Source organism: Corynebacterium durum (assembly GCF_030408675.1).
Classification (GTDB): Bacteria; Actinomycetota; Actinomycetes; order Mycobacteriales; family Mycobacteriaceae; genus Corynebacterium; species Corynebacterium durum.
On record NZ_CP047200.1, the window covers coordinates 1,495,668 to 1,522,464 of the forward strand.

20 protein-coding genes are annotated in these 26,797 nt (G+C 55.1%); 2 read left to right on the forward strand and 18 right to left on the reverse strand.

All coding sequences use genetic code 11. The features are described from left to right. Positions 1-7 precede the first annotated feature (7 nt). Positions 8-613 carry a GNAT family N-acetyltransferase gene (locus CDUR_RS06955; RefSeq protein ID WP_006063477.1) on the forward strand — a complete coding sequence of 202 codons (606 nt, stop codon included), beginning with the start codon at positions 8-10 and terminating at the stop codon, positions 611-613. Here CDUR_RS06955 and CDUR_RS06960 read toward each other — a convergent pair. From CDUR_RS06960 to pyrR, 16 genes are all read right to left on the reverse strand, one after another. Further along, entirely contained in the window at positions 610-5,145 is a 4,536-nt protein-coding gene (locus CDUR_RS06960; protein WP_290206983.1) for a hypothetical protein, read from the reverse strand. The genes CDUR_RS06955 and CDUR_RS06960 overlap by 4 nt on opposite strands. A 57-nt stretch (positions 5,146-5,202) precedes the next feature. Beyond that, positions 5,203-5,805 carry an NAD(P)H-dependent oxidoreductase gene (locus CDUR_RS06965; protein ID WP_179417652.1) on the reverse strand — a complete coding sequence of 201 codons (603 nt, stop codon included), beginning with the start codon at positions 5,803-5,805 and terminating at the stop codon, positions 5,203-5,205. Between the two features lie 215 nt (positions 5,806-6,020). After that, positions 6,021-6,293: a peptidase associated/transthyretin-like domain-containing protein gene (locus CDUR_RS06970; RefSeq protein WP_343883782.1), complete on the reverse strand. Its 273-nt coding sequence runs from the start codon at positions 6,291-6,293 to the stop codon at positions 6,021-6,023. Between the two features lie 663 nt (positions 6,294-6,956). Next, positions 6,957-7,604 (reverse strand): hypothetical protein, encoded by a 648-nt coding sequence (locus CDUR_RS06975; protein ID WP_290206986.1) that lies wholly within the window; start codon positions 7,602-7,604, stop codon positions 6,957-6,959. Positions 7,605-8,202: 598 nt separating this feature from the next. Beyond that, a complete protein-coding gene (locus tag CDUR_RS06980; protein ID WP_179417654.1) occupies positions 8,203-10,242 on the reverse strand; it encodes a primosomal protein N' in 2,040 nt (679 codons plus the stop codon). Positions 10,243-10,253: 11 nt separating this feature from the next. After that, positions 10,254-11,486 carry a methionine adenosyltransferase gene (gene metK, locus CDUR_RS06985; RefSeq protein WP_179417655.1) on the reverse strand — a complete coding sequence of 411 codons (1,233 nt, stop codon included), beginning with the start codon at positions 11,484-11,486 and terminating at the stop codon, positions 10,254-10,256. 68 nt (positions 11,487-11,554) lie between these two features. After that, positions 11,555-12,802, reverse strand: coding sequence for a bifunctional phosphopantothenoylcysteine decarboxylase/phosphopantothenate--cysteine ligase CoaBC (gene coaBC, locus CDUR_RS06990; RefSeq protein WP_179417656.1), 1,248 nt, complete (start codon positions 12,800-12,802; stop codon positions 11,555-11,557). Positions 12,803-12,884: 82 nt separating this feature from the next. Beyond that, positions 12,885-13,190 carry a DNA-directed RNA polymerase subunit omega gene (gene rpoZ, locus CDUR_RS06995; protein ID WP_179417657.1) on the reverse strand — a complete coding sequence of 102 codons (306 nt, stop codon included), beginning with the start codon at positions 13,188-13,190 and terminating at the stop codon, positions 12,885-12,887. Positions 13,191-13,272: 82 nt separating this feature from the next. Further along, entirely contained in the window at positions 13,273-13,863 is a 591-nt protein-coding gene (gene gmk, locus CDUR_RS07000) for a guanylate kinase (RefSeq protein WP_179417658.1), read from the reverse strand. Positions 13,864-13,884: 21 nt separating this feature from the next. Beyond that, complete coding sequence (gene mihF / locus CDUR_RS07005) at positions 13,885-14,211, reverse strand: integration host factor, actinobacterial type (RefSeq protein WP_040359947.1); 327 nt, start codon at positions 14,209-14,211, stop codon at positions 13,885-13,887. A 221-nt stretch (positions 14,212-14,432) separates the two neighbouring features. Beyond that, on the reverse strand, positions 14,433-15,272 hold the full coding sequence (gene pyrF / locus CDUR_RS07010) for an orotidine-5'-phosphate decarboxylase (RefSeq protein WP_179419062.1): 840 nt from the start codon (positions 15,270-15,272) through the stop codon (positions 14,433-14,435). Further along, a complete protein-coding gene (carB, locus tag CDUR_RS07015) occupies positions 15,269-18,607 on the reverse strand; it encodes a carbamoyl-phosphate synthase large subunit (protein ID WP_179417659.1) in 3,339 nt (1,112 codons plus the stop codon). Before carB ends, pyrF begins: the two co-directional genes overlap by 4 nt. Beyond that, a complete protein-coding gene (carA, locus tag CDUR_RS07020) occupies positions 18,608-19,822 on the reverse strand; it encodes a glutamine-hydrolyzing carbamoyl-phosphate synthase small subunit (RefSeq protein ID WP_218865418.1) in 1,215 nt (404 codons plus the stop codon). Then, on the reverse strand, positions 19,785-21,140 hold the full coding sequence (locus CDUR_RS07025; RefSeq protein ID WP_179417660.1) for a dihydroorotase: 1,356 nt from the start codon (positions 21,138-21,140) through the stop codon (positions 19,785-19,787). Before CDUR_RS07025 ends, carA begins: the two co-directional genes overlap by 38 nt. 15 nt (positions 21,141-21,155) lie before the next feature. Continuing rightward, positions 21,156-22,079 carry an aspartate carbamoyltransferase catalytic subunit gene (locus CDUR_RS07030; protein ID WP_179417661.1) on the reverse strand — a complete coding sequence of 308 codons (924 nt, stop codon included), beginning with the start codon at positions 22,077-22,079 and terminating at the stop codon, positions 21,156-21,158. 7 nt (positions 22,080-22,086) lie between these two features. Beyond that, entirely contained in the window at positions 22,087-22,665 is a 579-nt protein-coding gene (gene pyrR / locus CDUR_RS07035) for a bifunctional pyr operon transcriptional regulator/uracil phosphoribosyltransferase PyrR (RefSeq protein ID WP_179417662.1), read from the reverse strand. A 300-nt stretch (positions 22,666-22,965) separates the two neighbouring features. On the opposite strand from pyrR, the gene CDUR_RS07040 reads away from it, so the two are divergent. Further along, a complete protein-coding gene (locus tag CDUR_RS07040) occupies positions 22,966-24,603 on the forward strand; it encodes an ABC-F family ATP-binding cassette domain-containing protein (RefSeq protein ID WP_179417663.1) in 1,638 nt (545 codons plus the stop codon). Here CDUR_RS07040 and CDUR_RS07045 read toward each other — a convergent pair. Both CDUR_RS07045 and CDUR_RS07050 read right to left on the reverse strand, forming a co-directional pair. Beyond that, positions 24,581-25,207: a hypothetical protein gene (locus tag CDUR_RS07045; protein WP_179417664.1), complete on the reverse strand. Its 627-nt coding sequence runs from the start codon at positions 25,205-25,207 to the stop codon at positions 24,581-24,583. The genes CDUR_RS07040 and CDUR_RS07045 overlap by 23 nt on opposite strands. A 681-nt stretch (positions 25,208-25,888) precedes the next feature. Continuing rightward, a complete protein-coding gene (locus CDUR_RS07050) occupies positions 25,889-26,503 on the reverse strand; it encodes a hypothetical protein (protein WP_179417665.1) in 615 nt (204 codons plus the stop codon). Between the last annotated feature and the right edge of the window lie 294 nt (positions 26,504-26,797).

Consider the following 26,797-nt stretch of genomic DNA (forward strand, 5'->3'; position numbering starts at 1 on the left):
GGTATGCATGTGGATTTCCCCTTCTCTATCACTAACTGGCCAGCTTGTGCGTCTGGAACCACTGTCCCTGGACCACACTGACGCGCTTATCGACGCCGTGCATGATGGCAACCTGCACACCTCCTGGTGGACCTCCACCCCCGGCCCGGACACCATGGCTGATGACATTCGCGCCAAACTCGCCCTAAGGGACTCGGGCGCGATGGTGCCTTTCGCATGTATCCGCAGCTCCAACGAAGAAATGTTGGGAGTGACCACGTTTTACGACCTCTCCCCTGCTATTCCCCGCCTAGAAATTGGGTATACCTGGACCCGCGCGAGTGCACAAGGCACTGGCACAAACCCCGATTCCAAGTTGCAGCTGCTCACCTACGCATTCGAGGAACTAGGCTGCCAGTGTGTCGGCATCCGCACAAAGTGGTCGAACCAACAATCACGCACTGCGATAGAGCGCCTGGGGTTCAAACGTGACGGCGTCCTGCGCGCGCATACTCGCTTGCGCAATGGCGCGCTTGACGACGCCGTGCTGTACTCCGCGCTGCCCACCGAATGGCCCGCCATCAAAGCCAGGTTGGAAACGCGCGTAGAGCGGCACGTTAGTAACGCCCACTAACGGTTTTTCCGCGGCCGATACTTTTTGGTACGTAGTTCCACATAACCCGGCACATCACCAGAAATGTAGCGTTGCCATACCTGCTGATACAGCTGCGCGATTGGCATAAGCAAAGGACTTCCAGGAAGCACCGGCCGCACCTTCATATCTTGCCAAAGCAGGTAGTGGCGGGCCTTCCATTCTTCTACTGGGCGATCCTTCTTTCTACCTTCAAGCCAGGCACCAGGTAGGAACCAACTGCGGCCCGCACGCGCACGATGGCCTTCCACAATCAACCCACGATCTGCGAGCTCGGCAACTGCTGCCCGGAGAGTGGCCGCATCCCAGTTGTTCCACCTACGAATATCTGCGTCAGTTGGGTACATCAAACCCAACATCTGCAGGTAATAGCGCGCGGCATCATGACTAATCCTCAGGTGCGTAACAACTTGGTTCACCACCCCGGGAGCGGAAACCGCAGGATCCCAGGGACATCCTTCCACATCATGCACAATGCTCAGATCCGCAATGTAGGTGTCCAGATAGCCGTCCATCAAAAGCCTGATTGCCTGTAGATCTGGGAGCTTATCTCCGGTAAAACCGGGATCAGTGAAACTACTGCCAAAAGGAACAGTGGCAAGATACTCAGAATTTTTCAAGTTTTTCTCTACGGATTCACGCAGCCACGTGAGCTTATGGGCAACAAATGGTCTTCCCGGATCATTGAGTTCTAGATTCTGCGCTAGATGCAGGTAGACAGCAAGGTAATCCCTGTAGAAAAGTGGCCAATCTGAAGTCTCTAGTTCGGGACGATTAAAAATTATTTCATACGCTGGTGTGTACCACGGCGAATGTAACGTCACATGAGAATCTACAAGAACCTTGTAGTGCATATCAGCGGTGATATGCATTCCGGGTTTTCCTAACTTTTCCTGCCAATAAGAAATAATGGCTGCAGTATCCGGCCCCTGTTGGATATAAGATACTGGATCGGTTTGCGGTACAGCGTGAGCCAGTAGCTGAAGAATACCAGTAAACTGCTGATCATCGTTGTTATTTTCAGAAAAATGATCAAGACATTTACCTGCTAAGAAATGTAGATAGATTTTTGTAACCGCTTCCTCTGCAGTGGTGAATTTATAACTACCCGAAGGGGTGTAATCATTGTCGTGCTTCATACCGCTAAATACATAGCGGATAGTAGCGGGAATCAGGCCGGTTCCCCAAGAGATTTCCTTTACCACGTCTTCATTAAGGGCTCTACCGCTCATTTCGCTGATCGCATCGAGACAGGCAAGGAAATCTTCGGCATTCATGCTGACATCTTGATTATATTTAACTGTATATTCGCCAACTTTTTCTCGACTATCTGGGCAGAGAATAATGCGGTGTACGTGGCGTTTATCTTTATCCCAGCGATAGTCATATCCAGTCACTAAGCATCCATCAATTACAGAGCCACGAGGAAGTACATCTATCACATCTTCGACTGACTCATAGATACCAATATCAATGGAAGCTCGGCGCCAACCACATCCAAAGATACCAAGTTTAGTTGCAGTCCGAAAGAAATTCACCAGGTCGGTAAAAGCATTATCTTTTTTATAGAGTTGAGGAAGCAAGGGAGAGCCTAGCATACCAATGATGAAACGCTCATTATGCATAAGCTTGACCCATTCAGAGCCAATTTCATCGGAAGCAAGAGCGGAAAAGTTATCGGGATCGGCAATGAATGATGCGATACTTTGGACGTCACGTGATATTACATGCGGATAATCATAAGAGTGTTTATCCAAGTATAGATATAGTAATTTTGCCGCTGATTCACTAATAGTAATATCAGAGGCTACAGCGCTTTGAGTCAACTGCCTAGCAAGCGCTTGAAGCTTCTCAGCCTGTTTGCTAATAATGCGCTGTGTGGCCACCAGTTCATTCAACAGCACCTCATCAGCAGTTCCTAGCTGGGTGGACAAAATAGAATATGCTTCGCTATCAGTTCCTGCGTTAATTACTCGCTGTGCTTGCGCGCAGCTATAGGTTCGCATGAACCTACTTGCATGTTCATCACGATAGTGAAGTTGATGAAACGCAGAAAAAGGAATCTTGCGGAAAATAGAATCCTTGTCTTGCAACGCAATCATTACACCTGTTTCAGCATCATTCCATGAAGTAGCGTCATCACATACAAGCCATGTACCACCACCAGGCTTAGGAATGATACCTTTAGCATCCTTATCGTCCTTGAAGATGCCATGTGGCGAGACAATATAATAGTCGTTATCATATTTATATTGGATATAAAAGTGATTCCCCCCTGTAGTGCCGAGCAGACTATTCTTAGTCGTCGGATATGCTGGAATAATTGTTGATGATCCAGCCATAATCTTGGAGCCGTCTGGAATGCCTGAGACATCTAGCCCATAGGAAAATACACCTAGTTTTTCTAGTGCTTCCTTGGTAGTCCCCTCCCACTTTTCATAACTTGCTCCATCCCATAGCATCAATTCACTGTCATCATGGATCGATGCAAAAATAGGTGAGTCTTCTTTATTGGTAGCAAAAATATTTCCAAATCCATACAATCCGAGCTTCAGCTCTGTTGGCCGCAGGAGACCAAAAGCCGTCAATCGAGTACCATCGGGACGGAGTAAACTATAGCCGTTATATCCCCATCTACTGTCATCAGCTGGGTAAATTTGCATATCTCCCAACCACATAAGATGACCATCTGACTGGTTATGCGGCGTAAGATAAACTTGAACTTTATCACCAACTGTAAAAATCGAATGAACGTTTCCATAGCGCGCAGGAAGCTCTCCACTGGCTATTGTGGTGTCACCATCCACCACCTCTACATATACCCCAGAGACTACCGCCACAGCAGGGAAAGAATCGAAGACATTAAAATCAGTTTCCTCAGATTTCGACCTAACTCGCGCAACCGCCTGCTCATAAGCCGGCCACGTTAGCTCTGCTATCGTTCCTGCATGCAGCGCTGTCACCAGGAGCTCGTCAGCGTTGTGGGAAAAGAGCTTTTCCACTCGTTCACCATAAACATTGTACGCTTTTGGCACCGCCAGAAAAGACCAATTATCAATAATCTCATTATTATTGACAATATCTCCTGATTTATTCGCCAGTTCATCTATTTTTTTACCTAGTATTATTCGCGCACCTTCATGGGAAAGGAAAACATCAAGATGTTCTTCAACTTCGAAGCTATAGATCCCCTCAATAAAATATTGATAAATATCTTTATCGCGTGCTGCATGCAGTAGAGGTCGGCGATTTTCAGCATGCTCATCCTCCAACCAATAGACCCAATCTACTTCCTCGTTGGCAATATCAACGCCTTTGGCATCCCATGCGACACCGTATTCACACAGCAAGTCAATAACATTAAGCGGCATCCACATAACTTCCTTGCGTACACGCAATCCACGAAGCGCATCACCACAATAGGCAAGCTCCCCCTCAAGCACCGCACTATAGTCACTTATTCCATCATCACCACTGTAGGAGTTAATAAAATCCACCAGCCACTGCGCGTAGCGCGCACGGTCGGTGTGCATAAACTCTAGTAGCCCCGCAGCATGCCATAAGCGGAGAAACTGCAGCGGCTTTGTTTTCCGAGGCTTCACGTCCCACAGTACCTCAAGTGCCTCTGGATACTGCTTCAACGTTTCGGCAAGCATCACGAACAGCTTGGTTGATGCCTTTTTGAACACAGGAAGCTTCAGCAGTCCGTTGACCAGCACGTCATCAACTTCAGTGGGGTCCATGCCAGCGTAACCCCCCAACTGCCGCAGCGCCGCAACCACGTCAGTTGATGGGCACACCCCAGCCCTAGCCTGCGCATGTACCAACCCCAACGCGTACGTAAATCCCTGTCGTACATCGCCACCACGATTACCGACCGCTCGACACTCCATCGCCAGTTCCGTTGCACTCACAACACCAGCGTGGGCAAACTCGACGAACGCAGCTTCGTGTCGCCCTACATCAATCGCAACGCCATGCGCACGTTCCACGGTTCTGGCTTTTCCAAAATACTGTTGCGCAGCCCGGCGGTTATCCGCGCCCACAAAGATCCGGGCCACTTCCTCCAAGAATGTGGGCATGAAATGCGGTGCGGAGGCTGCCAGCTGTGCAGTCACGGCGTCGATACGCGTTCTAGCCCGTCGAAGGCTGGGGCGGCGACGAATCTGTTCCAGCTCGGCGACCAGGTTTAATGCGTGGTGAGCGTTGTCTGGGTCGGTCATGATTGGCCAGGCGGGAAAGCCAACAGCGTGTTGGGTACTCTCACCTACTACCCGCTGCGCATCAGGGTGCAGGCCGAACAACCCCAGCATGGTTGTTTCGGCGGGAATAATGGGTTCAGAAACCAAGCGGACCACAGGCAATGGGTGGGCTGGTCCGCTGAAGCTCATTGCGATGAGGGGGTGTGTGCTTTCCATAATGGTGTAGTAGGTGAGATACTGTTGATTCCTTGGTTGAGGAAACCACACATCCATCCAGATAGCAAACAAGCAGCATAGCTTGACCAGGGGCAAGTCTTCCTACAGCGTAGTATCATGCACCTACCCCCAACTCACCCCCAGATGACAATGTTAGCCCTGACCGTCCTCAGCGTCACTGGCAGCATCACCCTCAGCGACAGCATCAGAAAAATACATGGATAGGTGCATCATGTAGGACTCTGCACTGTGATCGACGGCTTCCTGAAAATCTTCTGTCGCCTCAGGGTCGTTTTCAGTGCTGTGAAATTTGAAAATCGGCTGGTAGTCGGACTCGACATGGTTGGCTAGCAGTTCGAAGGGCCGAAGGATTTCCTCCACAAGATACCCCTGGTTTCCAGCCGGAGTGTAGCTTTCAGCGGGGCTACCCATGGAGACGGCAAGGCCCACCTTTTTGCCTTTGAAGGCTTCACCCCCTGATCCATACGCCCAGCCGTAGAGTAGTACTTCATCAAGCCATTGTTTCAACAATGGTGGACAGTTAAACCAGTACACCGGGAATTGGAAAACCACATTATCATGTGATTCTACGAGTTTCTGCTCGCGCTCAACATCAATTACTGCGTCTGGGTAAGTTGAATACAGGTGATGAACAGTAAAACGGTCCGGCTGTGTTTCTAGTTCCTCGACCCACCGCTTATTGATTTTTGAATCTTGATAGTTTGGATGGGTCACAATCACCAGAGTCTTAGTCATCTACTAAACTCCTCGCCATAGTGTCATGAGACGTGCAGTTCCGGCACTCGGAGCTACGCTGTACAGCGTATCACGGGTGTGACCTTAGCCCCGCACGGACGAACATACCATTTTATTTCCGCACGTCAACCGTGCCAAGATCCACAGACTGTCGGATCCAGCACTGTTGACACGACACCAAAAACGGGCATTCATTCCTCTCGAAACCCCCAGAATCAGATACCAATGTTGATAGCTGCTATCACCTTCTCACCGTCATAGTGCGCCTGCATCAACCCTTCATCGGAGTAAATTGTATCGGTCTTGTTGTAAGTATCACGCCCGGTGTGTTCGTTATAGGGAGAAACTTCCGCGTTGATAGTGTCATTCAGTGTGTCATCGAAAAACAGCTGCGTCGTTAAAACGGTATCGCGACTGATATGAACCTTGACATGAATATGCACTGTCCGTGATACATACCATCCCGGGTAAATTGACGTGAACCGCACAATTCCTTCCTACGGATCATCCAAGACGCGCAATGCCCACTTGGAGAACCGGAAGTTTAAGCAACAGAAAGTGTGTCTGGAAACCTGCAAGCTGTGCAGATCAACCAGTAGGAATAGGCCAACAATAAGTTCTCAACTCTTATTTCTATAGGTAATCCGTTAAACACCCACGCTTCCGTGGCAACTGATGTGCTACACGGTTTTGACGGTTAATTTTCCCAGCGACTATCAACTATCCACGATACGCACTGTGCACGGTGCTCATGAAAAACACAACAACTGCCGGTGACACGCCAGCGGACACATTTTTGCTACTTAGCCCGGAACATCAGTGCCCCAACCCTGCAGCAGCGTATTCAGTTCACACAATGACCACCGAGGCAGCCTCACGCAGTAAAAAATACATGTTAATACAGCTACACAGGAATACAAGTATCCCCTACTTTCAGACTTTGTGAAAGTAGGGGATACTTTTTAATTACGCCTGGCTCTTATTGCCCAGTAAGAGGTTGTAGAAATTGCGACAATACCAGTAAACACTACCAGTATAGTAACATTTTCATCCAACGCCACACCGAGCACCAGGGAAAGAACTACGGCAGCCCATGCGGCAATTATCGAAAATATCGCCAATCTCCTACTTGACATTTACAGACCTTTCCATTAGCAGAAGGTAGCAGCGCCAACAGCACCACCACTGACAGCTCCACCAATAGCGGTTCCGATGGTCCAGCCAGCAACCGTGCCTACCCCCGGGAACGCGCTACCAATGGTAGCCCCTGCAGCCCCGCCAGCGATCGCCCCAGTGCCCGCGCCGCCGCCGGTGCCCAGAGCACACTTAGCATTATCATCAAGCTCGTCAGTGACAGGTTCGCCAGGGGTCTGGCGTCCAGAATTCGTTGAAGCAGCAGCATCGATGACATTAATAGTCACGACACCATCTTCTTCTGCATACTTCAGATTGACTGCATTACCGTTCTTGTCGGTAGCTTCAGACGGAAGCTCCTGCTTGGTTCCATCACTAGAGATGAGTGCTGAACCGTCATCTGCCAGCCTGTCCCCATCGCTAAGCCTGAAAGCAAGGTTGGAGTCATCAACCTTTTTGATGTTCTTCTGGACTTTAGAGACCTGATCAAGCTTCTTCTTGTTGTTCAGATCTTTAGAGCCCCGATCATCTTTTGCCTGAGTCCGCTCCTGTGTAGAGGACGGTGAGGTCGTGTTTGCGAAGGCAGGCGAGCCAATGCCCCCTGCAAGCCCCAGGGCTAGAGTTGCTCCAACGAAGAAGGTAGCGGCCTTCTTAGAGATGCTCATAGTATCCATCATTGTTGCGTCCTTTCGTCCTACCAGAGTGGTAGTGATTGGTTGCTTACGATGCTTCCGTAAACTGACCCTACAAAGACGATCCAGTGAACGCAAGCATTGTTATGGTTCTGTTATCAGAATCTGCTAGATTTATTGAAAATTGATATAATAGTTACTGATTTGTGGCTAGCGCTTGCGCCAGGTTTTGGGGTACTCGGGGTCGGTCTTCCAGCGTTGGGTGGGCTGAAGGTTACCCAAGGTGATCACGTCCGCTGTACTTACTTTTCCGACTGCTCCAGGTCCCTACTCGCTTTGGTTTGCTGCTTGTGAGGCGTCTTCAAAGACTGAGTAGATACCGCTGACGCCGCATTTTCTACGAGTTTTCGGAGGACCCAGTCAAGCCCCCTAACATCCTGGCAGATGTGTGCCATGTCTGTTTGTCGACGTCGCAACGGTTTTAGTTACGGTGTTGTGTCCAGGTTGTTGTAGGTGGGCGCCTCACTGCTGCGATAGCGTTCCCAGGCATCAGTGAAGAGTTAGCGGTAAAGCGGATCATGGGGACTTCCGTCGATGACGGGTTGCTGTGCAATCTTCTTAACACAACCCCCTACCCCACATGTAGCGGATCTACTTGCACCCGTAGTGGCAGGTTGTCGCGTTGGAGGTAGAGTTTCACCAGCCCGGCGCGTAGTGCTTTGCCCAGTGCGTAGCGTCGGCTTTCAGCGAGCGGTACGCGTATGAGGTAGCGCTGGGGTGGTCCGTAGCGGCGTTCGTCGTATTCGCCGGGTAGTGTCACCCCGGGGGGCAGATCCACGGGGCCTAGTATTTCCGCGTTGGGTGGTAGTTCTACGAGTCCCAGGTATTTTTCTAGGGATGCGGCCGCCCCGTCGAGTGCCGCCATGTGCACGGTTGGTGGGAAGTCTACTTCGGCGCGTTGGTCGAGTTCTATGGCGGCGGCGCGTACCATGTCCCAGCGGATCAGGGCTTGGACGGGCATGAGTCCGGAGGGGGCGACAACCACTACTTCCCCTCCTTTGTGGTGTGGTGCCACCAGGCTGGAGGCGGCGGCCCATTTGTGCAAGGCGTCTTCGGTGGCCCGCAGGTCGGGTCGTCGAAGTAGTGCCCAGGTGTCTAGCAGGAGGAGTGCTCCGTAGCTGCCGTCTGTGACGGTGGGTTCCGCGCCGGGTGTGGCCACGATGATGCGGGCACCGTCGCTGACGGTGTCGAGTATTTTGTTGCCTCCGGAGAGTTCGATAGGCACTTTCGGGAAGGCACGTCCGAATTCTTCGGCGGTTCGGTCGGTTCCGAGGACGATGGCGCGGAGTTTGGTGGAGCCGCATTCGTTGCAGCGGTGTCGGGGGTCGGGGCGTCCGCACCAGCGGCAGGTTGGTACGGCGGCTTCGTCGGCGCTGCCTGCGGTGGGCAGGCCCAGGGGGCCGTTGCAGTGTCGGCATCGCGCAACGGCGACGCAGTTTCCGCAGGCCAGGACTGGTACGTATCCTTTGCGTGGTACTTGGATGAGTACGGGTTTGTCGGCGTCGAGGGCGCGTCGCACGGCTTCGAAGGCTATTTTTGGCAGGCGTGCGGTGCGGGCGTGGGGGTCGCGTTCCAGGGCGGTGTCGGTGTCGGCGACGGCGTGGATGCGGGGCATGCGCATGCGGATGGTATCGCGGGATCCAACTAGGTCATGCGCCCAGCCTTGTTGCACCATCAGCTGTACTTCGGGGGTGCGGGTGTGTCCCGCCATGATGAGAGAGCAGCCTTCGATGACGCTGCGGGTGGTCAGTACCTCCCGCGCGTGCACGTAGGGGGCTCGGGGGTCGACGAGGCTGTCGTCGCCGTCGTTGAGAATCACCGCAAGTTTCAGGTTGTTCATCGGCGCGAACGCGGCGCTTCGAGTGCCGATTACCAGCCGTCCCTGCCCGTGCAGCACTGACAGGAACCGCCGGTAACGCGCCTGCGGGCCGAGTGACGCGGTGAGCACAGTGATCTGTTTGGCTGACACGAGTTTCCGTAATGCCGCTTCCAGCTTGTCGACGTCCCGTTGGTCAGGCACCACGATCAGCGCACCGCCGTCACCCATTACTGTTTTCACAGCTAGGGCAGCCAGGGCGTCCGCCCAGGAGTCACCGGGGAGTATTTGCCACGCCGCTCGCGCGGTTGTGCCGCCAAGGACTGCATCGACAAAGGACTCTCCGTGCTGGTAGGCGGACCATGCAGACAGGTCGGGTTCCTCCACGTCCCCGAGTTCGTCCCAGGGTGTGGTGGTGTCTGATTCTTCGGCGCGGGCGTGCCTGCTGGGGATGGCGGCGCGGATGATGTCGCTGCGGATTCCTGCGTACCGGTCGCACAGGGCGTCGGTAAGCCGTCGCATCTGCGGGGGGTAGACCACTTCTGGTGAGATGACGTTTTTGATCCAGGCCAGTTCCCCGGGGTAGTCGGTGGTGTCGCCGCGGGCGATGATCAGGGCGTCGGTAAGCCTGCCGCTGAAGTAGACGCGGATGCGGGTGCCGGGTTGCGCTGCGTCGTCTTGGGTGGCGTCAACTTTGTAGTCGAAAAGCCGGTCGAGTGGGGAAAGCCCCAGTAATGGCAACACCCGCGCCACGGGCCTGGTGGGCGCTGGGACGCGGGCGGTGCTGGCTGACATGGCACTACATATTACAGGCCAGCCGCTGCTCGTAGTTCCTGCACGCGGTTGGTGTGCTCCCATGGGAGGTCCAGGTCGGTGCGCCCGAAATGCCCGTAGGCGGCGGTTTGGGCGTAGATGGGCCGCAGCAGGTCTAGGTCGCGGATAATGGCGGCGGGACGAAGGTCAAACACCTCGGACACGGCTGCCTGAATGGCCTCGTCGGTTAGTCCCTCGGCGGCGGTGCCGAAGGTTTCCACGTACAGCCCCACAGGCTTTGCCCGGCCGATGGCGTAAGCCACCTGCACTTCCACCCGATCAGCAAGTCCTGCCGCAACTACGTTTTTGGCCACCCAGCGCATGGCGTAGGCGGCGGAGCGGTCGACTTTGCTGGGGTCTTTACCGGAGAACGCGCCACCACCGTGGCGGGCCATGCCACCGTAAGTGTCCACGATGATTTTGCGGCCGGTCAGCCCGGCATCGCCCATGGGCCCTCCGAGGGTGAAGGAGCCGGAAGGATTGACCAGCAGAGTAAGCTCGTCGGTCACAAGGTCTTCCAGCTCGGCGTCAGCGATCACAGGCTGGAGCACGTGCGTGCGCAGCTGCTGCTCCAGCCATTCCTGAGTGACGTCGGGGTCATGCTGCGTGGAGATGACCACGGTATCCAGGTAGACGGGCTTGTTGTTCTCGTCGTAGGCGAAGGTCACCTGGGTTTTACCATCGGGGCGTATGTTCGGCACAATGCCTTTTTTCCGCACCTCAGTCAACCGTCGTGCCAGGCGGTGCGCCAGTGAAATGGGCAGCGGCATGTATTCGGGAGTTTCGTTGGTGGCGTAGCCGAACATCAGACCCTGGTCGCCGGCACCGTTGCGGTCGTTGTCTTCTACTTCCTGGCCAGAGCGCATCTCATGGGAGTTTTCCACACCGGCGCTGATTTCGTGGCTCTGCTCACCGATGGCGACGGTCACGCCGCAGGTAGTGCCGTCGAAACCTACCTCGGAGGAGGTGAAACCAATGTCGCGGAGGCGGTCACGCACCAGTTGCGGAATTTCGACGTAGCCAGAGCAGCGTACCTCCCCCACCACATGAACAAGCCCGGTAGTCACCACGGTTTCCACGGCAACGTGCGAGTGGGGGTCTTTGGCGAGCATGGCGTCCAGGATGGTGTCAGAGATGGCGTCGCAGATTTTATCTGGGTGGCCTTCCGTGACGGATTCGCTGGTGAAAAGGCGGAGCTGGCGGTGTGACGCCTCGGCCTGTGTCATTATGTGGGTCCTTATGCTGTTAAAGAGAAGGGTAAAGCATTAATCCCTACCAATATAGACTAAGCTGTCTAACTGGACAAGGGCGGCATTAGTTCCACAACCTCGTCCATGATCTGGGCTGCAACTTCCAGCTTGGAGCCGGGCAGCACATCCACCATCCGGCCGTCAGGAAACACTATCCACCCGGAGTTTGTGTCCTGGCCGAACACTTTGCCTGCACCTACCTCGTTGCACATGAGCAGATCGCAACCCTTGCGCTGAAGTTTCGCCACCGCATGGTCCAGGGGTGTTGCACCGTCGTCGCCGGTTTCCGCAGCAAACCCCACAATCACTGGGTTTTTCTCCCAAATCCCGGTGGACCGAATCTCGGTCAGGCCCGCCAGAATATCGGGGTTTTCCACCAATTCCAGCTGCCCCAGAGCCTGCGAATCGGCACCTTTTTTCAGCTTGACAGCAGCCTGATGAGCTGGCCGCACATCCGCCACGGCCGCGGCCATGATGATCACGTCCTGCTCCCCCGCAATCTCACCAACCTTGTCCGCCATATCCCTGGCAGAGAGCACACGGTGCACCACTGTTTCACCCGCGGGGTTCGGCAAATCATCCGTGTTCGCCGCCACCACCGTCACCTCCGCACCTCGGTGCGCCGCTATTTCCGCCAAGGCAAAGCCCTGCCGCCCTGATGAGCGGTTGCCAATAAACCGCACCGGGTCCAGGTTTTCTTGGGTACCACCGGCGGTGATCAGTACTTTCCTACCTTCAAGATCGCGGGGTATCTGTGCCCCCGCATACACCGCCAGTGCCGCCTCGCCGATCTGCCCTGGTTCCAGTAGCCTGCCTGGGCCGGAATCGGTACCGGTCAGCCTGCCGTGAGCGGGTTCGAGGACGGTGATTGCGCGGCGTCGTAACGTAGCCACGTTGTCCTGCGTGGCGGGGTTCCACCACATTTCTGTGTGCATCGCCGGTGCCACCACCACCGGGCAGGTAGCCACCAGACACGTGGCGGTGAGTAGGTCATCAGCGCGACCCGCAGCCATGCGAGCCATCAGGTCAGCCGTTGCCGGAGCAATCACTACAAGGTCAGCTGCCTGCCCCACCCGGACATGCTGCACCTGATCTACAGCATCAAACACTGACGTGGACACAGGGTTACCCGAGAGCGCCTCAAACGTCGCCGCCCCCACAAATTTCAACGCCGACTCCGTGGGAACCACCGTCACCGAATGACCCCGCTCGGTGAAAAACCGCACCAGGTGGCAAGCTTTATAGGCTGCAATGCCGCCAGCAACCCCCACTACAATATTCAACCCAGTCACATCAACATCCTTGAGATAAAAGAAAATCCCTGCACGCCCACAGTGTAAGCGCGCAGGGAAACACGATTATGGCAACAGGCCACTAGCCTTCTTCGTGATCCAACATTCCCTTGTTGATTTCACGCAGCGCGATGGACAGCGGCTTTTCCTGATTCTCCGGCTCAATAAGAGGACCGACGAACTCGAAAACACCCTCATCAGCCTGCTGGAAGTAGCTATTAATCTGGCGGGCGCGTTTCGCAGCGAAAATCACCAGAGCATACTTGGAGGACACTTTATCCAGCAGCTCATCAATGGGCGGGGCGGTGATACCAATGGGATCATCGAACACCGCTTCGGTGATGGCAATATCGTTGCTCACGCTGTTGACGTTGGTCACGTTGGTCACAAGCACCTTTTCGAAAGTTACGATAAATGATCAACCCAGGATTGTACCTGAGCACTCCCTGCGAAACATAACCAGCGCGCAGCTAGTCACGTCCCAACAGGATCTCAGTGATTTCAGCCACCGCACGATCAATGTCATCGTTGACAACGACCACATCGAATTCATCTTTGGCGGCGAGTTCAGCTTTTGCGGTTTTAAGACGCCTATCAATGACGTCTTGCGGCTCTGTGCCACGACCAACAAGACGGTCCACCAGGACCTCCCAGGACGGCGGGGCCAGAAACACCGTGTTCGCCTCGGGCATCATACGTGCCACGTTCCGGGCACCCACAATGTCAACCTCCACCAACACCGGTCGCCCCTCAGACAATGCATCACGCACAGGCCCAGCGGGAGTTCCGGATCGTTGCAGGCCACCATGAATGTCAGCCCATTCCAACATTTCCCCAGCGTCAATCTTCTCTTGGAATTCTTCGCGCGTGACGTAGAAATAGTCACGGCCGTCCACTTCACCGGGACGAGGATCCCTGGTCGTCATAGAGACGCTGAAATACAGTTGGGGAATTTCTTCACGAAGGCGATGAACCACCGTGGATTTTCCAACGGCAGACGGGCCAAGCAAAACCACTAAACGACCTTGGCCCTGTTCATTTTTAGGTTTATCGCCGGTCACGCTGATGTAGTCCTTAAGTTCCTAGTCCTCATCAGCGAAGCCGAAGCGCTCCAGCAGAGCGCGACGCTGACGGTCACCCAGGCCACGCAGGCGGCGAGTCTGAGCAATCTCCAGCTCATCCATGATTTCCTTCGCCTTCACCTTGCCCACCTTCGGCATTGCTTCCAAAATTGCGGAAACCTTGGTCTTGCCGATGGTCTCGTTGGACTCAGCCTGGTCCAAAACTTCCTTGAGGTTGGTGCCACCGCGCTTGAGCTTCTCTTTGAGCTCTGCACGCGCCTTGCGAGCCTCAGCAGCCTTTGCGAGGGCTTCCTTGCGCTGCTCATCAGTCAACTTGGGAAGTGCCACGGGGTTCCTCCGTAATTCAGATAAAGGGATGATTGCTATGTGGTATCGGTTGTACCATTTTTCGCCCGCAACATCGCGCAAATTTAACAAAAATTTCATCGATGTCGGCCGAGGGCTTCCGCTAGTCTAGCACTCTTACCGGAAAATCCAAGGTGGCTACTCCAAAAAGCCATGTCGCGGCCCTCCTGATTGCCGCGATCAGCCCGATACTTTCTCGCCGCTCACCTGGGAAAACCCGGATAGTCGGCCGCCGCCGCAGAAACCGCCTGAGAAAGTTCAAAAACCCCAGGTCCGTGTCGCAGAATGCCACGTGAGATATTCGGAAACACCCACGCACTCATTTTTTCCGCCAACGTATCGACGTCCGCCGCACTCGCGCCCTGCGCGCCCACACCGGGCATCAACACTGGACCATTCAGGTCCGTGAGGTCGGGCACGCTGTCAAGGGTTGCGCCAACAACAACCCCCACATCACCGAATTCACCCGCTTTTCTCCATGACGAGTTTTCCGCAGCCGCAGCGTCCACCATGAGCTGGTCCAGGCGCACGCCATCAGTATTGACGCAGTCTTGTACCTGGCGACCTTCCGGGTTAGAGGTGGCAGCCAGCACAAACACTCCCCTGCCGTGAGTGTGAGCCAGGTCCAACTCGGGGCGCAATGCCTCAAACCCCAGGTACGGGGAAACTGTCACAGCATCAGCACACAGCGGCGAGGAATCACTGAGCCACGCTTCAGCGTAGGCGGCCATGGTCGAGCCAATATCTCCACGTTTCGCATCCGCCACGACCAAGGCACCCTGTTCGCGCAGGTCACGGATAGTCTCTTCCAACACGGCGTAGCCCTGGGAACCAAACGCCTCATAGAAAGCAACCTGGGGTTTCACCAATGCCACTGATGGTCCGAACGCTTCCACACAGATCCTGGAAAACCGCCTAAGGCCGTCCGCAGTCACGCCTAGTCCCCACTGCTCCAGTAGCGCCGGATGGGGGTCTATTCCCACGCAGAGCCGCCCGCGCTCAAGCGAGACAGTCTGGAGTTTTTCACCGAAACTGCGCATCAGTCCTCCGTGTAGTCGAGTTCTTGCAGCGCACGCACCGAGAGCTCCCCGGCGCGGAGCGCTTCAATGCCTTGCACGGCGGCGGTCACGCCCTGGACCGTGGTGACCAGTGGGATTCCCACGTTAACGGCGGCGGCACGGATGTCGTAGCCGTCGTGGCGGGCACCTGCGGAGCCTGCCGGGGTGTTCAAAATCAGGTCAACCTCCCCGTTTTTGATGCGGTCCACGATGGAGACGCCGTCGGTTCCGGCTTTGATGTCGGAGTGTTTGAGCACGGTTTCGCAGGGGATGCCGTTGCGGCGGAGCATACCTGCGGTGCCTGCGGTGGCGAGCATGGTAAAGCCCAGGGAGGCCAGGCGTTGGATGGGGAAAATGAGTGTGCGTTTGTCGCGGTTGGCCACGGAGACGAACACGGTGCCGCTGGTGGGTAGTTCCCCGAACGCTCCTGCCTCGGCTTTCGCGTAGGCCGCGCCGAAGTTATCGGCCAAGCCCATCACTTCGCCGGTGGATTTCATCTCTGGGCTGAGCAGGGAGTCAAGCATGGAACCGTCGGGGCGTCGGAACCTGGTGAAGGGCAGGACGGCTTCTTTGACGGCGATGGGTGCGTCAAGGGGCAACGATCCACCGTCGTGGCTGGTGGGGATAATGCCTTCTTCTTGAAGTTCGGCAATGGTAGCACCGAGCATGATGCGGGAGGCGGCTTTGGCCAGCGGTACGCCAGTTGCCTTGGAGACAAAAGGCACGGTTCGGGAGGCGCGCGGGTTGGCTTCAATGACGTAGAGGATGTCATCTTTGAGGGCGAATTGGACGTTGATGAGTCCTCTGACACCGATGCCGTGCGCAAGCGCGGCGGTGGATTCCCGAACTTTGTTGATGTCTTCCGTGCCGAGCGTCATGGGCGGCAGCGCGCAGGCGGAGTCGCCGGAGTGGATGCCTGCTTCTTCGATGTGTTCCATCACGCCGGCGAGGTAGACGTCGGTGCCGTCGCAGAGGGCGTCAACGTCGATTTCGATGGCGTTGTCGAGGAAGCGGTCGACCAGGACGGGATGGTCGCTGGTGATTTCGGTGGCGCGTTCGATGTAGTTGCGGAGGGAGCGCTCGTCGTAGACGATTTCCATGCCGCGCCCGCCGAGCACGTAGGAGGGGCGAACCAGGACGGGGTAGCCGATTTTTTCTGCCACGTCGCGGGCCTGCTCGAACGAGGTCGCGGTGCCAAACGCCGGTGCGGGCAGTCCTGCCGTACGGAGTACTTCGCCGAATTCGCCGCGGTCTTCAGCCAGGTTGATGGCTTCGGGTGTGGTGCCCACAACGGGCACGCCTGCGTTGCGGAGCTTTTCTGCAAGTCCCAGCGGGGTTTGTCCGCCAAGTTGGACAATCACGCCTGCGACTGTGCCGGATTGGCTTTCGGCGTGGTAGACCTCCATGACGTCTTCAAAGGTAAGGGGTTCAAAGTAGAGGCGGTCGGCGGTGTCGTAATCGGTGGAGACGGTTTCAGGGTTGCAGTTGACCATCACCGTTTCGTAGCCGACGCGGGAGAGCTCCAGGGCGGCGTGGACGCAGGAGTAATCGAATTCGATGCCCTGCCCGATGCGGTTAGGTCCGGAACCGAGAATGATTACTTTTTCGCGTTCGGTTTGGCGCGTCACCTCTGATTCTGCGGCGGGGTCCAATTCGTAGGCCGAGTAGTGGTACGGGGTTTGTGCCTCAAACTCGGCGGCACAGGTGTCCACGGTTTTGAATACGGGGCGAATACCCAAGGACCAGCGCAGACGGCGTACGCCTTCCTCACCGGCAAATTCCGGGCGAAGTGCAGCGATTTGCCGGTCGGAAAGCCCGTTGTATTTGGCGGTGCGCAGGAGTTCCTCGGTGAGCACCGGGGCGTCGACAAGCTCGGCGCGGAAGTCCACCAGGGCTTTAAGCTCGGCGAGGAACCAGGGGTCAATGCCAGAGGCGGCGTATACCTCGTCCACAGTGGCGCCGAGCCGCAGTGCGAGTTCGGCGTCGTAGATGCGGCCCTCGGTGGGGCGTTTAAGATCCGCAAGCACGGCGCTCACGTCGGTGGCGCGGTCGCCCGCAAATGTCTCGTCGGGGACAGTCCAGAACCCTGCTTGTTTGTTTTCCAGGGACCGCATGACTTTGCCCAGCGCAGCAATGTAGTTGCGGCCGAGCGCCATGGCTTCACCAACGGATTTCATGGTGGTGGTGAGGGTGTCATCGGCACCGGTGAATTTTTCAAAGGCGAAGCGCGGGGCTTTGACCACCACATAATCCAACGTGGGTTCGAAGGCAGCTGGTGTAACGCCGGTGATGTCGTTGGTGATTTCGTCGAGAGTGTAGCCGATGGCGAGCTTCGCGGCGATTTTGGCGATGGGGAATCCCGTCGCCTTGGATGCCAACGCCGAGGACCTGGACACACGGGGGTTCATCTCGATGGTGATCAGGCGGCCGTCTCGGGGGTTGACGGCGAATTGGATGTTGCAGCCACCGGTGTCCACACCCACTTCACGCAGAATGGCGAAGCCTTGGTTGCGCATGATCTGGAACTCGCGGTCGGTCAGCGTCATGGCGGGTGCCACGGTCACGGAATCACCGGTGTGCACACCCAACGCATCCACATTTTCGATGGAACACACCACCACGCAGTTGTCGTTGGCATCGCGCATGAGTTCCAGCTCGTATTCTTTCCAGCCGAGAATGGACTCTTCGATGAGCACATTGGCTTCGGGTGATGCCGCAAGTCCGCCACCGGCGATGCGTTCCACATCTTCGTTGGTAAAGGCCAGGCCGGACCCCAGCCCCCCCATGGTGAACGACGGCCGAACCACAACGGGAAGACCCAGTTCAGTCACGGTTTCCCGGACTTCATCCATGGTGTGGCACACCCGGGAACGCGCGGATTCACCGCCGATTTTCGCCACAATGTCTTTGAATTTTTGGCGGTCTTCGCCTCGTTCAATGGCATCAATGTCGGCGCCGATGAGTTCGACGTTGTATTTGTCCAACGAGCCACGACGGTCCAGGGCGATGGCCGCGTTCAGCGCGGTCTGCCCTCCGAGAGTGGCCAGCACCGCATCGATGGGATGCCCTGCAGCGATTTCGGCTTCGAAGATTTTTTCAATGTACTCCGGCTGAATGGGTTCCACATAGGTGTGGTCAGCGAACTCCGGGTCGGTCATGATGGTGGCCGGGTTGGAGTTGATCAGGGTGACGCGTAGTCCTTCTTCTTTGAGCACGCGGCAGGCTTGGGTGCCGGAGTAGTCGAATTCGCAGGCCTGGCCGATGACGATGGGTCCGGAACCAATGACCAGCACATGGTTGATGTCGGTGCGCTGTGGCATTTACTTGTTACCTTCCTGGCGTGCTTCAAGGAGTTCGATGAACTGGTCAAACAGGGGGTTCGCATCGTGTGGGCCTGCGGCTGCTTCCGGGTGATATTGCACCGAGTAGGCAGTGCCGTCTAGCAGCGCCACGCCTTCCACTACGCCGTCGTTCAAGCAGGTGTGGGTGACTTTTGCCGGGCCGAACGGGGTGTCGAACACCTCGCCAGCTGTGCCTTCCAGGGCAAAACCGTGGTTTTGGGCTGTGATGTCGATGGTGCCGGTTTCGTGGTTAATCACGGGCACGTTGATGCCGCGGTGCCCGAACTTCAGTTTGTAGGTGTTCATTCCCAGTGCCCGGCCGAAGATTTGATTGCCGAAGCAGATGCCAAAGAACGGGATTTTGTTGGCCAGCACTTCGCGCACCACGGCGACCATCTCGTCGGCGGTGGCGGGGTCACCAGGACCGTTGGATACAAAAACCCCGTCTGGATTGTGGCGCATGATGTCTTCGTAGGAGGTGTTGGCGGGCACCACGATCGTGCGGATACCGCGTTGCACAAAGTTGCGGGGCGTGTTGGTTTTAATGCCCATGTCGTAGGCGACCACGGTAAAGCGCTGCTCCCCTTCCGGCTCCACCACATAGGTGTCGTCGGTGGAGACGTCGCCTGCCAAGTCCGACCCGGCCATACTAGGCTGCGCTTTTACTATTGCCAGCAGCTCCGCCTCCGGGCGCTGCGCATCTTCGCCGGAAAACAGGCCCGCCGCAATGGACCCATGGTTGCGCACGTGCCGCACCAGCGCCCGCGTATCGACGCCCCGGATTCCCACAATCCCCTGCGCCGTCATCTCGTCTTCCAAGCTGCGGGCGGCACGCCAGTTGGATGCTTGATGCGCCAGGTCACGGATCACTAAACCGGCTACCCAGATTTTGTCACCGTGGGATTCCCCGTCTTCATCGTTCCAACCAGTGTTGCCGATTTGCGGGGCCGTGGCCACCACAATCTGCCGGTGATAGGAAGGGTCGGTCATGGTTTCCTGGTAGCCGGTCATGGCGGTGGTAAAAACCGCTTCGCCCAGGGTGGTGCCGGTGGCTCCGAAACCGACACCGCGGAAGACGCGGCCGTCGGCAAGCACGAGTATTGCCGGAGGGGTGGAAGTCACAAGGATGCCTTTCGGTGTTATTTGTTGCTGTACTCTATGCCTGCGTATGTGGCTCGGCTGCGACGCCATCATTGCAGGTCACGCGCCCGCGCAGGATTGTATGTGTTACTTTCGTGTGGAATTCCATGCCCTCATAGGGGGTGTTGTCCGCTTTGGATGCCATATCCTCACCGTGCGCCACCCAGTGACAGTCAGGGTCAACAATGGTCAGGTTGGCGGGCTCCCCCACCGCAATAGGGCGGCCGTGGCCGGGTAGGCGCACAATTTCAGCAGGCTTTTCGCTCATGACCCGCGCCACCCAGCGCCAATCAGCCGCGCCGGTACGCACAAAGGTGTCCGCGATGATGGGCAACGAGGTCTCCAGCCCCAACATGCCGGGGCGGGCGTGCTCAAATTCGCAGCACTTGTCCTCGGAGCCGTGGGGTGCGTGATCAGTGGATACGCAGTCGATGATCCCGTCCAGAAGTGCTTGCCGCAGCGCCAGCGTGTCATGGTTTTCGCGCAGCGGCGGGTTGACCCGGTTTACTCCGTCGTAGGTGTCCAGGCGCTCGTCTGTGAGAATCAGGTGGTGCGGGGTGACTTCGGCAGTCAGCGGGATCCCCTTCTCCTTTGCCCAAGTCAACAGCTCCACAGTCCCCACTGTAGAGGCGTGGCAAATATGCACCCGGCCGCCATAATCCCTGGCCAGCAGCGCGTCACGGGCGACAATAGATTCCTCAGCTGCGCGGGGCCAGCCGCGCAAACCTAGACGGGCGGCATTCGGCCCTTCATGGGCTACCGCGCCTTCCGTCAGGCGTGGTTCCTCGCAGTGCTGGGCGAGAAGCACGTCCTGGCCACGTGAATACTCAATGGCACGGCGCATGATCAGGGGGTTGTCCACGCACTTGCCATCGTCAGAGAACATGCGGACCTTGGCGGCGGAGTGAGCCATCATGCCGAACTCGGTGAGTTCTTTACCTTCAAGGCCCTTGGTAATGGACCCCACCGGGTGCACATCGCACAGACCAATAGACTGACCTTTAAACCACACCGACTCCGCAATCACCGGCTGATCCATGACAGGCATGGTGTTGGCCATGGTGAACACGGCGGTAAAACCACCCTTGGCGGCAGCGGCCGAACCCGTGGCAATGGTTTCCGTATCCTCCCTGCCGGGTTCCCGCAGGTGAACGTGCAGGTCCACCAAACCAGGCAGCAAGACCGTGCCTTTCGCATCAATCACAGTGTCAGCATTGGCATCATCTGCAGCATCCATGTCGGCGATCAGACCATCTTCGATCAGGATGTTCACGGGTTCGCCTTCGCCATAAGGGCGGACGTTGCGGATCAGGACACTGCCACGCTCTACGGGGCCGAGGTCACCGGTTGCCGGATAGTTATTCTGAGACATCACATTCCCCTACTTTTAAGCGTTATCGGTTCCAACAAGCAGCGTGAACAACACCGCCATGCGCACGTGCACACCATTACTTACCTGCTGCAACACGGCGGTTTGCGGGGCGTCCGCAACCTCATAGTTAATTTCCATGCCGCGCAGCATCGGCCCTGGGTGCATCACTATCGCGTGTTCGGGGATGCGCGCTAACCGCTCCTTGGACATGCCGTACAGGGTTGCGTACTCCCGTTGCGTGGGGAAAAAGCCGCCGTGCATGCGTTCTTGTTGCACGCGCAGCATCATCACGGCGTCGGCATCCGCAATCTCGGAATCCATGGTGTAGGAAGTACGCACCGGCCAGTTCTCCACACCCGTGGGAAGCAACGTTGGCGGAGCGACCAGCACAACCTCGGCCCCCAGGGTGCTCAGCAGATCCACATTGGAGCGCACCACGCGGGAATGCAGGCAGTCCCCCACGATCACCACCTTGCGGCCCTCAATGGTGCCGAGGCGCTGGCGCATGGTCACGGCGTCGAGAAGCGCCTGCGTAGGGTGCTGATGCGCGCCGTCACCAGCATTAATCACGCTTGGGCCGTCCAGCCACCCAGCCACCTGCGCGGCGGCACCCGACGAGGGGTGACGCATGATAATCGCATCCGCCCCGATGGCCGTCAGAGTGGCGGCGGTGTCCTTCAGCGACTCCCCCTTCTTCACGCTTGACCCTGACGACGACACGTTAATCACATCGGCGCTCATCCACTTGCCGGCCGTTTCAAACGACGCCCGTGTGCGCGTGGAATTTTCATAAAACATGGTGAAAATCGTGCGACCACGCAGGGTAGGAAGCTTCTTCACCTCACGATCCAGTAGCGCCTCGCGGAAGCGGTCAGCCTCATCCATCAGGCCAACAATCTCATCTCGGCTTAAGTCAGCAATAGACAGCAAATGCTTCATGGTGGCGCTACTCCTCGCCCTGGGTGGTGGTATCGGTGATGGTGCGTGTCAGCGTCACCGCATCGCGGCCGTCGATCTCCGCAAACAGTACAGTGACGTCCTCGGCGCGAGACGTCGGCAAATTTTTACCCACATAATCAGCGCGAATGGGCAGCTGCCTGTGCCCACGGTCCACAAACACCGCCAACTGCACCTGCTCCGGGCGGCCAATATCGCGCAATGCATCCAGCGCAGCCCTGATGGTTCGGCCCGAATAGAGGACGTCATCAACGAGGATTACCGTGGCACCATCAATGCCAGACGTAGGAATAGTGGTGGGCAGAAGCGCACGATGAGGCTTACCCCGCAAATCGTCCCGATACAGCGTCACATCCAAAGCACCCGTCGGAACATCTGCCCCCGAAAATTCCTTGATGCTCGCCGCTAAACGCTCCGCCAGTGGCACCCCGCCCGAAGGAATACCAAGTAAAAGAATCTCTTGACCAGCAGTTTTCTCAATAATCTGGTGCGCGATGCGCGCGACAGTCCGATTCACATCATCCGCAGACAGCAATTCCGTGACATCGGCAGTGCCATTATCGCCCATCGTGACCTCCTTTCCCGCCTCACAGTGCGGTCCGTTAAAGGATGCCTTTTAGCCTTTGACTGCGTATCACCATAGCACCGGCATGTTCACGGGTGCCATGTGAGGGGTAAGCACGGGTGGAAGCAAAACCACTGCACAACAAGGTGGTTCTGCTTACTGCTTATCGACGTCGCGCGAGTCGCGTGGGTTGTAGCTGTAACTGTTCCCTCTTGCCCAAGCCTATCCCGAACTAGTAGATTTGAGGTATGGGAGACTGACACACCGCACAAAATCCGTATTACGTTCTCACTAGGATGCAGTGTGTCTATTATTTCTTTTTCCCACGTCACTTTTTCTTATCCCACCACCGATGTCCTCACAAATGTCTCATTCACATGCGGAACCGATGAACGCTTATGCGTTGTAGGACCAAACGGCTCAGGGAAAACAACCCTCCTCAAACTCGCCCTCGGCGAGCTCACACCACTTCGCGGGCATGTGGACACACCACTTTCATGGGACAACCATGCCCCACCCACAACTGTCGGCGACGTAATTGATGCTGCATGCCACCAGGTACTCAAGCTACGACACGAGTTTGACATGCTCAGCCACAAGCTTGCCTTTGATGTTTCAGCAGAAACTGCCCGCCGCTTTGATGAACTACTTGCCCGCATTACAGCCATGAATGGATGGGAGTTAGATACACAACTGGACAAGACTCTACGTAGCCTGGGGCTGGGTAACATTGCACGAGACCGCCCGCTGGATTCACTCTCACCTGGGCAAAAAGAACGATTACACCTCGCCGCCGTCCTGCTGCGGGGTTCTCCCGCGTTGGTGGTTGATGAACCAACCAATCACCTTGATACGACAGCCCGAGAATTTGTGATACAAACCCTGACAGGCTGGAACGGACCAGTGCTGTTTGCCAGCCACGATCGTGACTTTATTGACCGTGCCGCAACCGGCATCCTCGACTTAGACACCACATCATGGCACGCCATAGCCACCGCAGCAGGACAACCAACAACAAACGGCATATACCGCTGCAACGGAACCTATTCCGATTACGTGCAAGAAAAAGACACGGCCCGCAGCCGTCACTTACAGATACATGCCCACCAGCAACACGACAAACAGCAGTTGTTGCAGCACCGTTTTTCCTCTGAGACCATAGGTCACCGGAACGCCACCCCACGCAGCGAAGTACGCGCCTCGAAAAAGTACTATGCAGATCGAGCACAAACAGTATCAACCCGGCGGATCAATGATGATTCCCGCCGCCTGGACAGGCTTACAGAAGTCGAGGTTCGTAAACCCCGGTATGACGCAATCACTATTACTTTTCTAGATCCGACTGTGGTGTCTACAGGCATTGCGTGTTCAGTAAGAAACGTGCATATTCCTGGTCGGCTGGATCCTGTTAGTTTCGAGCTTGCTGGTGGTGAGCACATGATGATCACCGGGGTAAACGGTGCCGGGAAATCAACCCTACTGCGCTGGATTCATACCAGACAATGCCTGGCAGCAGAAGCCAGCGGCACCATAAGTGCTGCCGATTCGGTGTTTGTTCCGCAGGAACTCCCACGCAACAAAGACGAACTCATACCACCAGAGATATGGCATAACGGGATTGGTGACCTGGGTAAAGGCTTTCTTCACCCTAGACTATGGGCAACGCCACTAGAACAGTTATCAGATGGAAACAAACGTCGCGTTCAACTAGCCCTCGCGCTGGCACAGCAGCCGGAGTTTCTGATTATTGACGAGCCAACAAACTACCTTGATATCGATACCATCGAATCTCTTGAAGCGGCCATAATGAGCTGGCACGGAACACTAATCATTGCCACCCATGATCAATGGCTGATTGATGCATGGAATCAGACACCCGCCGATGGTGAATCGCACCGGCAGCACATCACTCTGACCACTAACGTCGCATCCAGTCAGTAAAATCACGCACTGCCTGCACATATCCCCCGCTATAGTCTTGGTCCAAAAGCCTGCGTTCTTTCCTCAAAAGCCATTGAACTATGGTGCCAATCTGATTGGGTTCCACTGTGATGCGCAACAGATCTAAAGGCATATTTACTTCGACTGGTGGTTCTGACGATTTGCTATCCCAATCCAAGTAAAGTCCGTTGCCGTGAGCTGCCATGGTCGTTGTTGATCGCAGGGTTGACACCACCGCTACCGGGCCGAACTGCAGCGTTGTCCACGAATGTTCGATCATGGAACTACCAGCGAACTCATCATCGATCATCCACGCGTTAAAGTCGTCCACGGCCTGCCTCCGGCCTCCTGGATAGCTTTCATCAACAACCTCACCCGCATATTTGCTGAAAATCAGTGAGGAAAGCTCGATGATGGTCTCTTGTGGCATGTGTTTTTTGAGATGCTGAAGCGGCTGCGTTAATGCAGAACCTTCTGTATAGCTAGTAAACGCAGGATCATAGACGTTGACGCTGGTTTCTACGACCCCAGGACGCCTAGTGGGATGACTTGGCTCAAGAATCACTCGGCCATATTGTAGGGCAGTCAGCCGGTAGGCAATCATGTGACCATCATAATCTTGTTTTGGTTTTCATCACGCATCTGGCTGAGCTATTGCTGTACCACAAAGACCATGATGACAACCATGTATGATGGCCACGGCATTTATTACCACACGCCTGGATTTTCCAATTACCGAGTTTGAACCAAAAAGTATTTACGGGAAAGTCCAAAAAAGAATTTCGGCAATATATTAATTACTGTTATTATGCTGTCGGCACAGTCGACAGCCGCGATTTAAAATCTGCCTACGTTTCAAATATAAAGTAGATTACCCTATCACATGCCGGACTTGTCTAACATGGTTGTTGTGATTCTTTTCCCACTATTGCACTTGATCAAGGTGACACACCCTGATCCGGTATACCCTTTATCGGTTGGGCGCTATCTGGAGTGATGATATCGGAGCAATCCTGAAGCTCTAAGCGCGGTGAGATCGCGTGTAATTCCTGGTGAAGCACTGTTGAGATAGAAGCAATTTCATGGTTGATGACCACTTGAATCATCGACGCGTACGCGAAAAATCTTACTTCACTTTTGCCCTTGATGAGGCTTGCACTGGCTAAAGTAGCGTCGACATCTCCCCAGTACCTAAATCAAGCTCCTTAATCTCATACTTGTGATATACGAACTTAATATCAAATTTTCATGCAGCCACAAAAGTAAAAATTCAGCGCTTAAAATTTTATAGGTTACCCCACGTGATGAAAGATTTACTTAAATTACCATTGTGCGACAAAAATATATTTTCAAACCTATACTCTATTCCCATTTGATCAATTTCTCTTACGTATCCAAATATTGCCCATTTTTCGAACGCCTTAGAGGCAAAATTTAAAGCAGATTCGTCTGTGACATTTGGATAAAATATACTTTTATATTCCTCGAGGATATCTTTAGGAATCTCTTCTTTCGCTATGACCAGTAGGCCTGACGGACAAGCCTCAATTTCAGGGTAGTATATAGAAAATAGTTTAGCAGGAGATATTGGGAAAGAAATTCTTATGACTGCAGAAGTTTTTGCAGGTTCCTCCCTAAAGGGAAGCAAATCATCAAGGAAACTAAAGTTTGATGGCGGTTGCTTAATTGTCTGTGACCAAATTACTTCAACTGAGTTATCTTTATCCCAAATTTTTAGCGCAGAATCAGGGCAGCCGTCAGCAAAAATGTAGCATTCTAGTTCGGGATTTTTGATGATATAATTAACTATGCAGCTGAAGGGGGTTAGTCTTTCCTCCTCAGAGGCGTCAACCTTAAATATGTCAAAATTTGTTTCGTTATTTTTTTCTTTGTATTTCAAAGTATATCCTCTGGTCTAGTGGTTATATTATCGGCGCACATCAAAGTATAGCTGTGTACATCATACCAGCAACATCATTACCGCATCCTATCAGCGGATTAGCATCTCCAATATTTCCAACTGTCTCCATCATTTCTTTAATAGAGTTATATAAGTCGGTGCATGCTTTAAGATATTTTCAAGGTGTTCATGAGGATGCCAGCCCGTCGGGCCGCTTTGAATATCTGCTCTTTTATTCTAGTAGTGACTTGAATAGGAATTTTATTGATTGGCTAGAGCTACAAAGTTCAAGTC

Coding starts and splice junctions, on each gene's coding strand:
- CDUR_RS06955 (WP_006063477.1), top strand. CDS start 8: ATGTGGATTTCCCCTTCTCTATCACTAACTGGCCAGCTTGTGCGTCTG.
- CDUR_RS06965 (WP_179417652.1), bottom strand. CDS start 5,805: ATGACTAAGACTCTGGTGATTGTGACCCATCCAAACTATCAAGATTCA.
- CDUR_RS06975 (WP_290206986.1), bottom strand. CDS start 7,604: ATGAGCATCTCTAAGAAGGCCGCTACCTTCTTCGTTGGAGCAACTCTA.
- CDUR_RS06980 (WP_179417654.1), bottom strand. CDS start 10,242: ATGTCAGCCAGCACCGCCCGCGTCCCAGCGCCCACCAGGCCCGTGGCG.
- metK (WP_179417655.1), bottom strand. CDS start 11,486: ATGACACAGGCCGAGGCGTCACACCGCCAGCTCCGCCTTTTCACCAGC.
- carB (WP_179417659.1), bottom strand. CDS start 18,607: ATGCCACAGCGCACCGACATCAACCATGTGCTGGTCATTGGTTCCGGA.
- carA (WP_218865418.1), bottom strand. CDS start 19,822: ATGATGGCGTCGCAGCCGAGCCACATACGCAGGCATAGAGTACAGCAA.
- CDUR_RS07025 (WP_179417660.1), bottom strand. CDS start 21,140: ATGTCTCAGAATAACTATCCGGCAACCGGTGACCTCGGCCCCGTAGAG.
- CDUR_RS07030 (WP_179417661.1), bottom strand. CDS start 22,079: ATGAAGCATTTGCTGTCTATTGCTGACTTAAGCCGAGATGAGATTGTT.
- pyrR (WP_179417662.1), bottom strand. CDS start 22,665: ATGGGCGATAATGGCACTGCCGATGTCACGGAATTGCTGTCTGCGGAT.
- CDUR_RS07045 (WP_179417664.1), bottom strand. CDS start 25,207: ATGATTGCCTACCGGCTGACTGCCCTACAATATGGCCGAGTGATTCTT.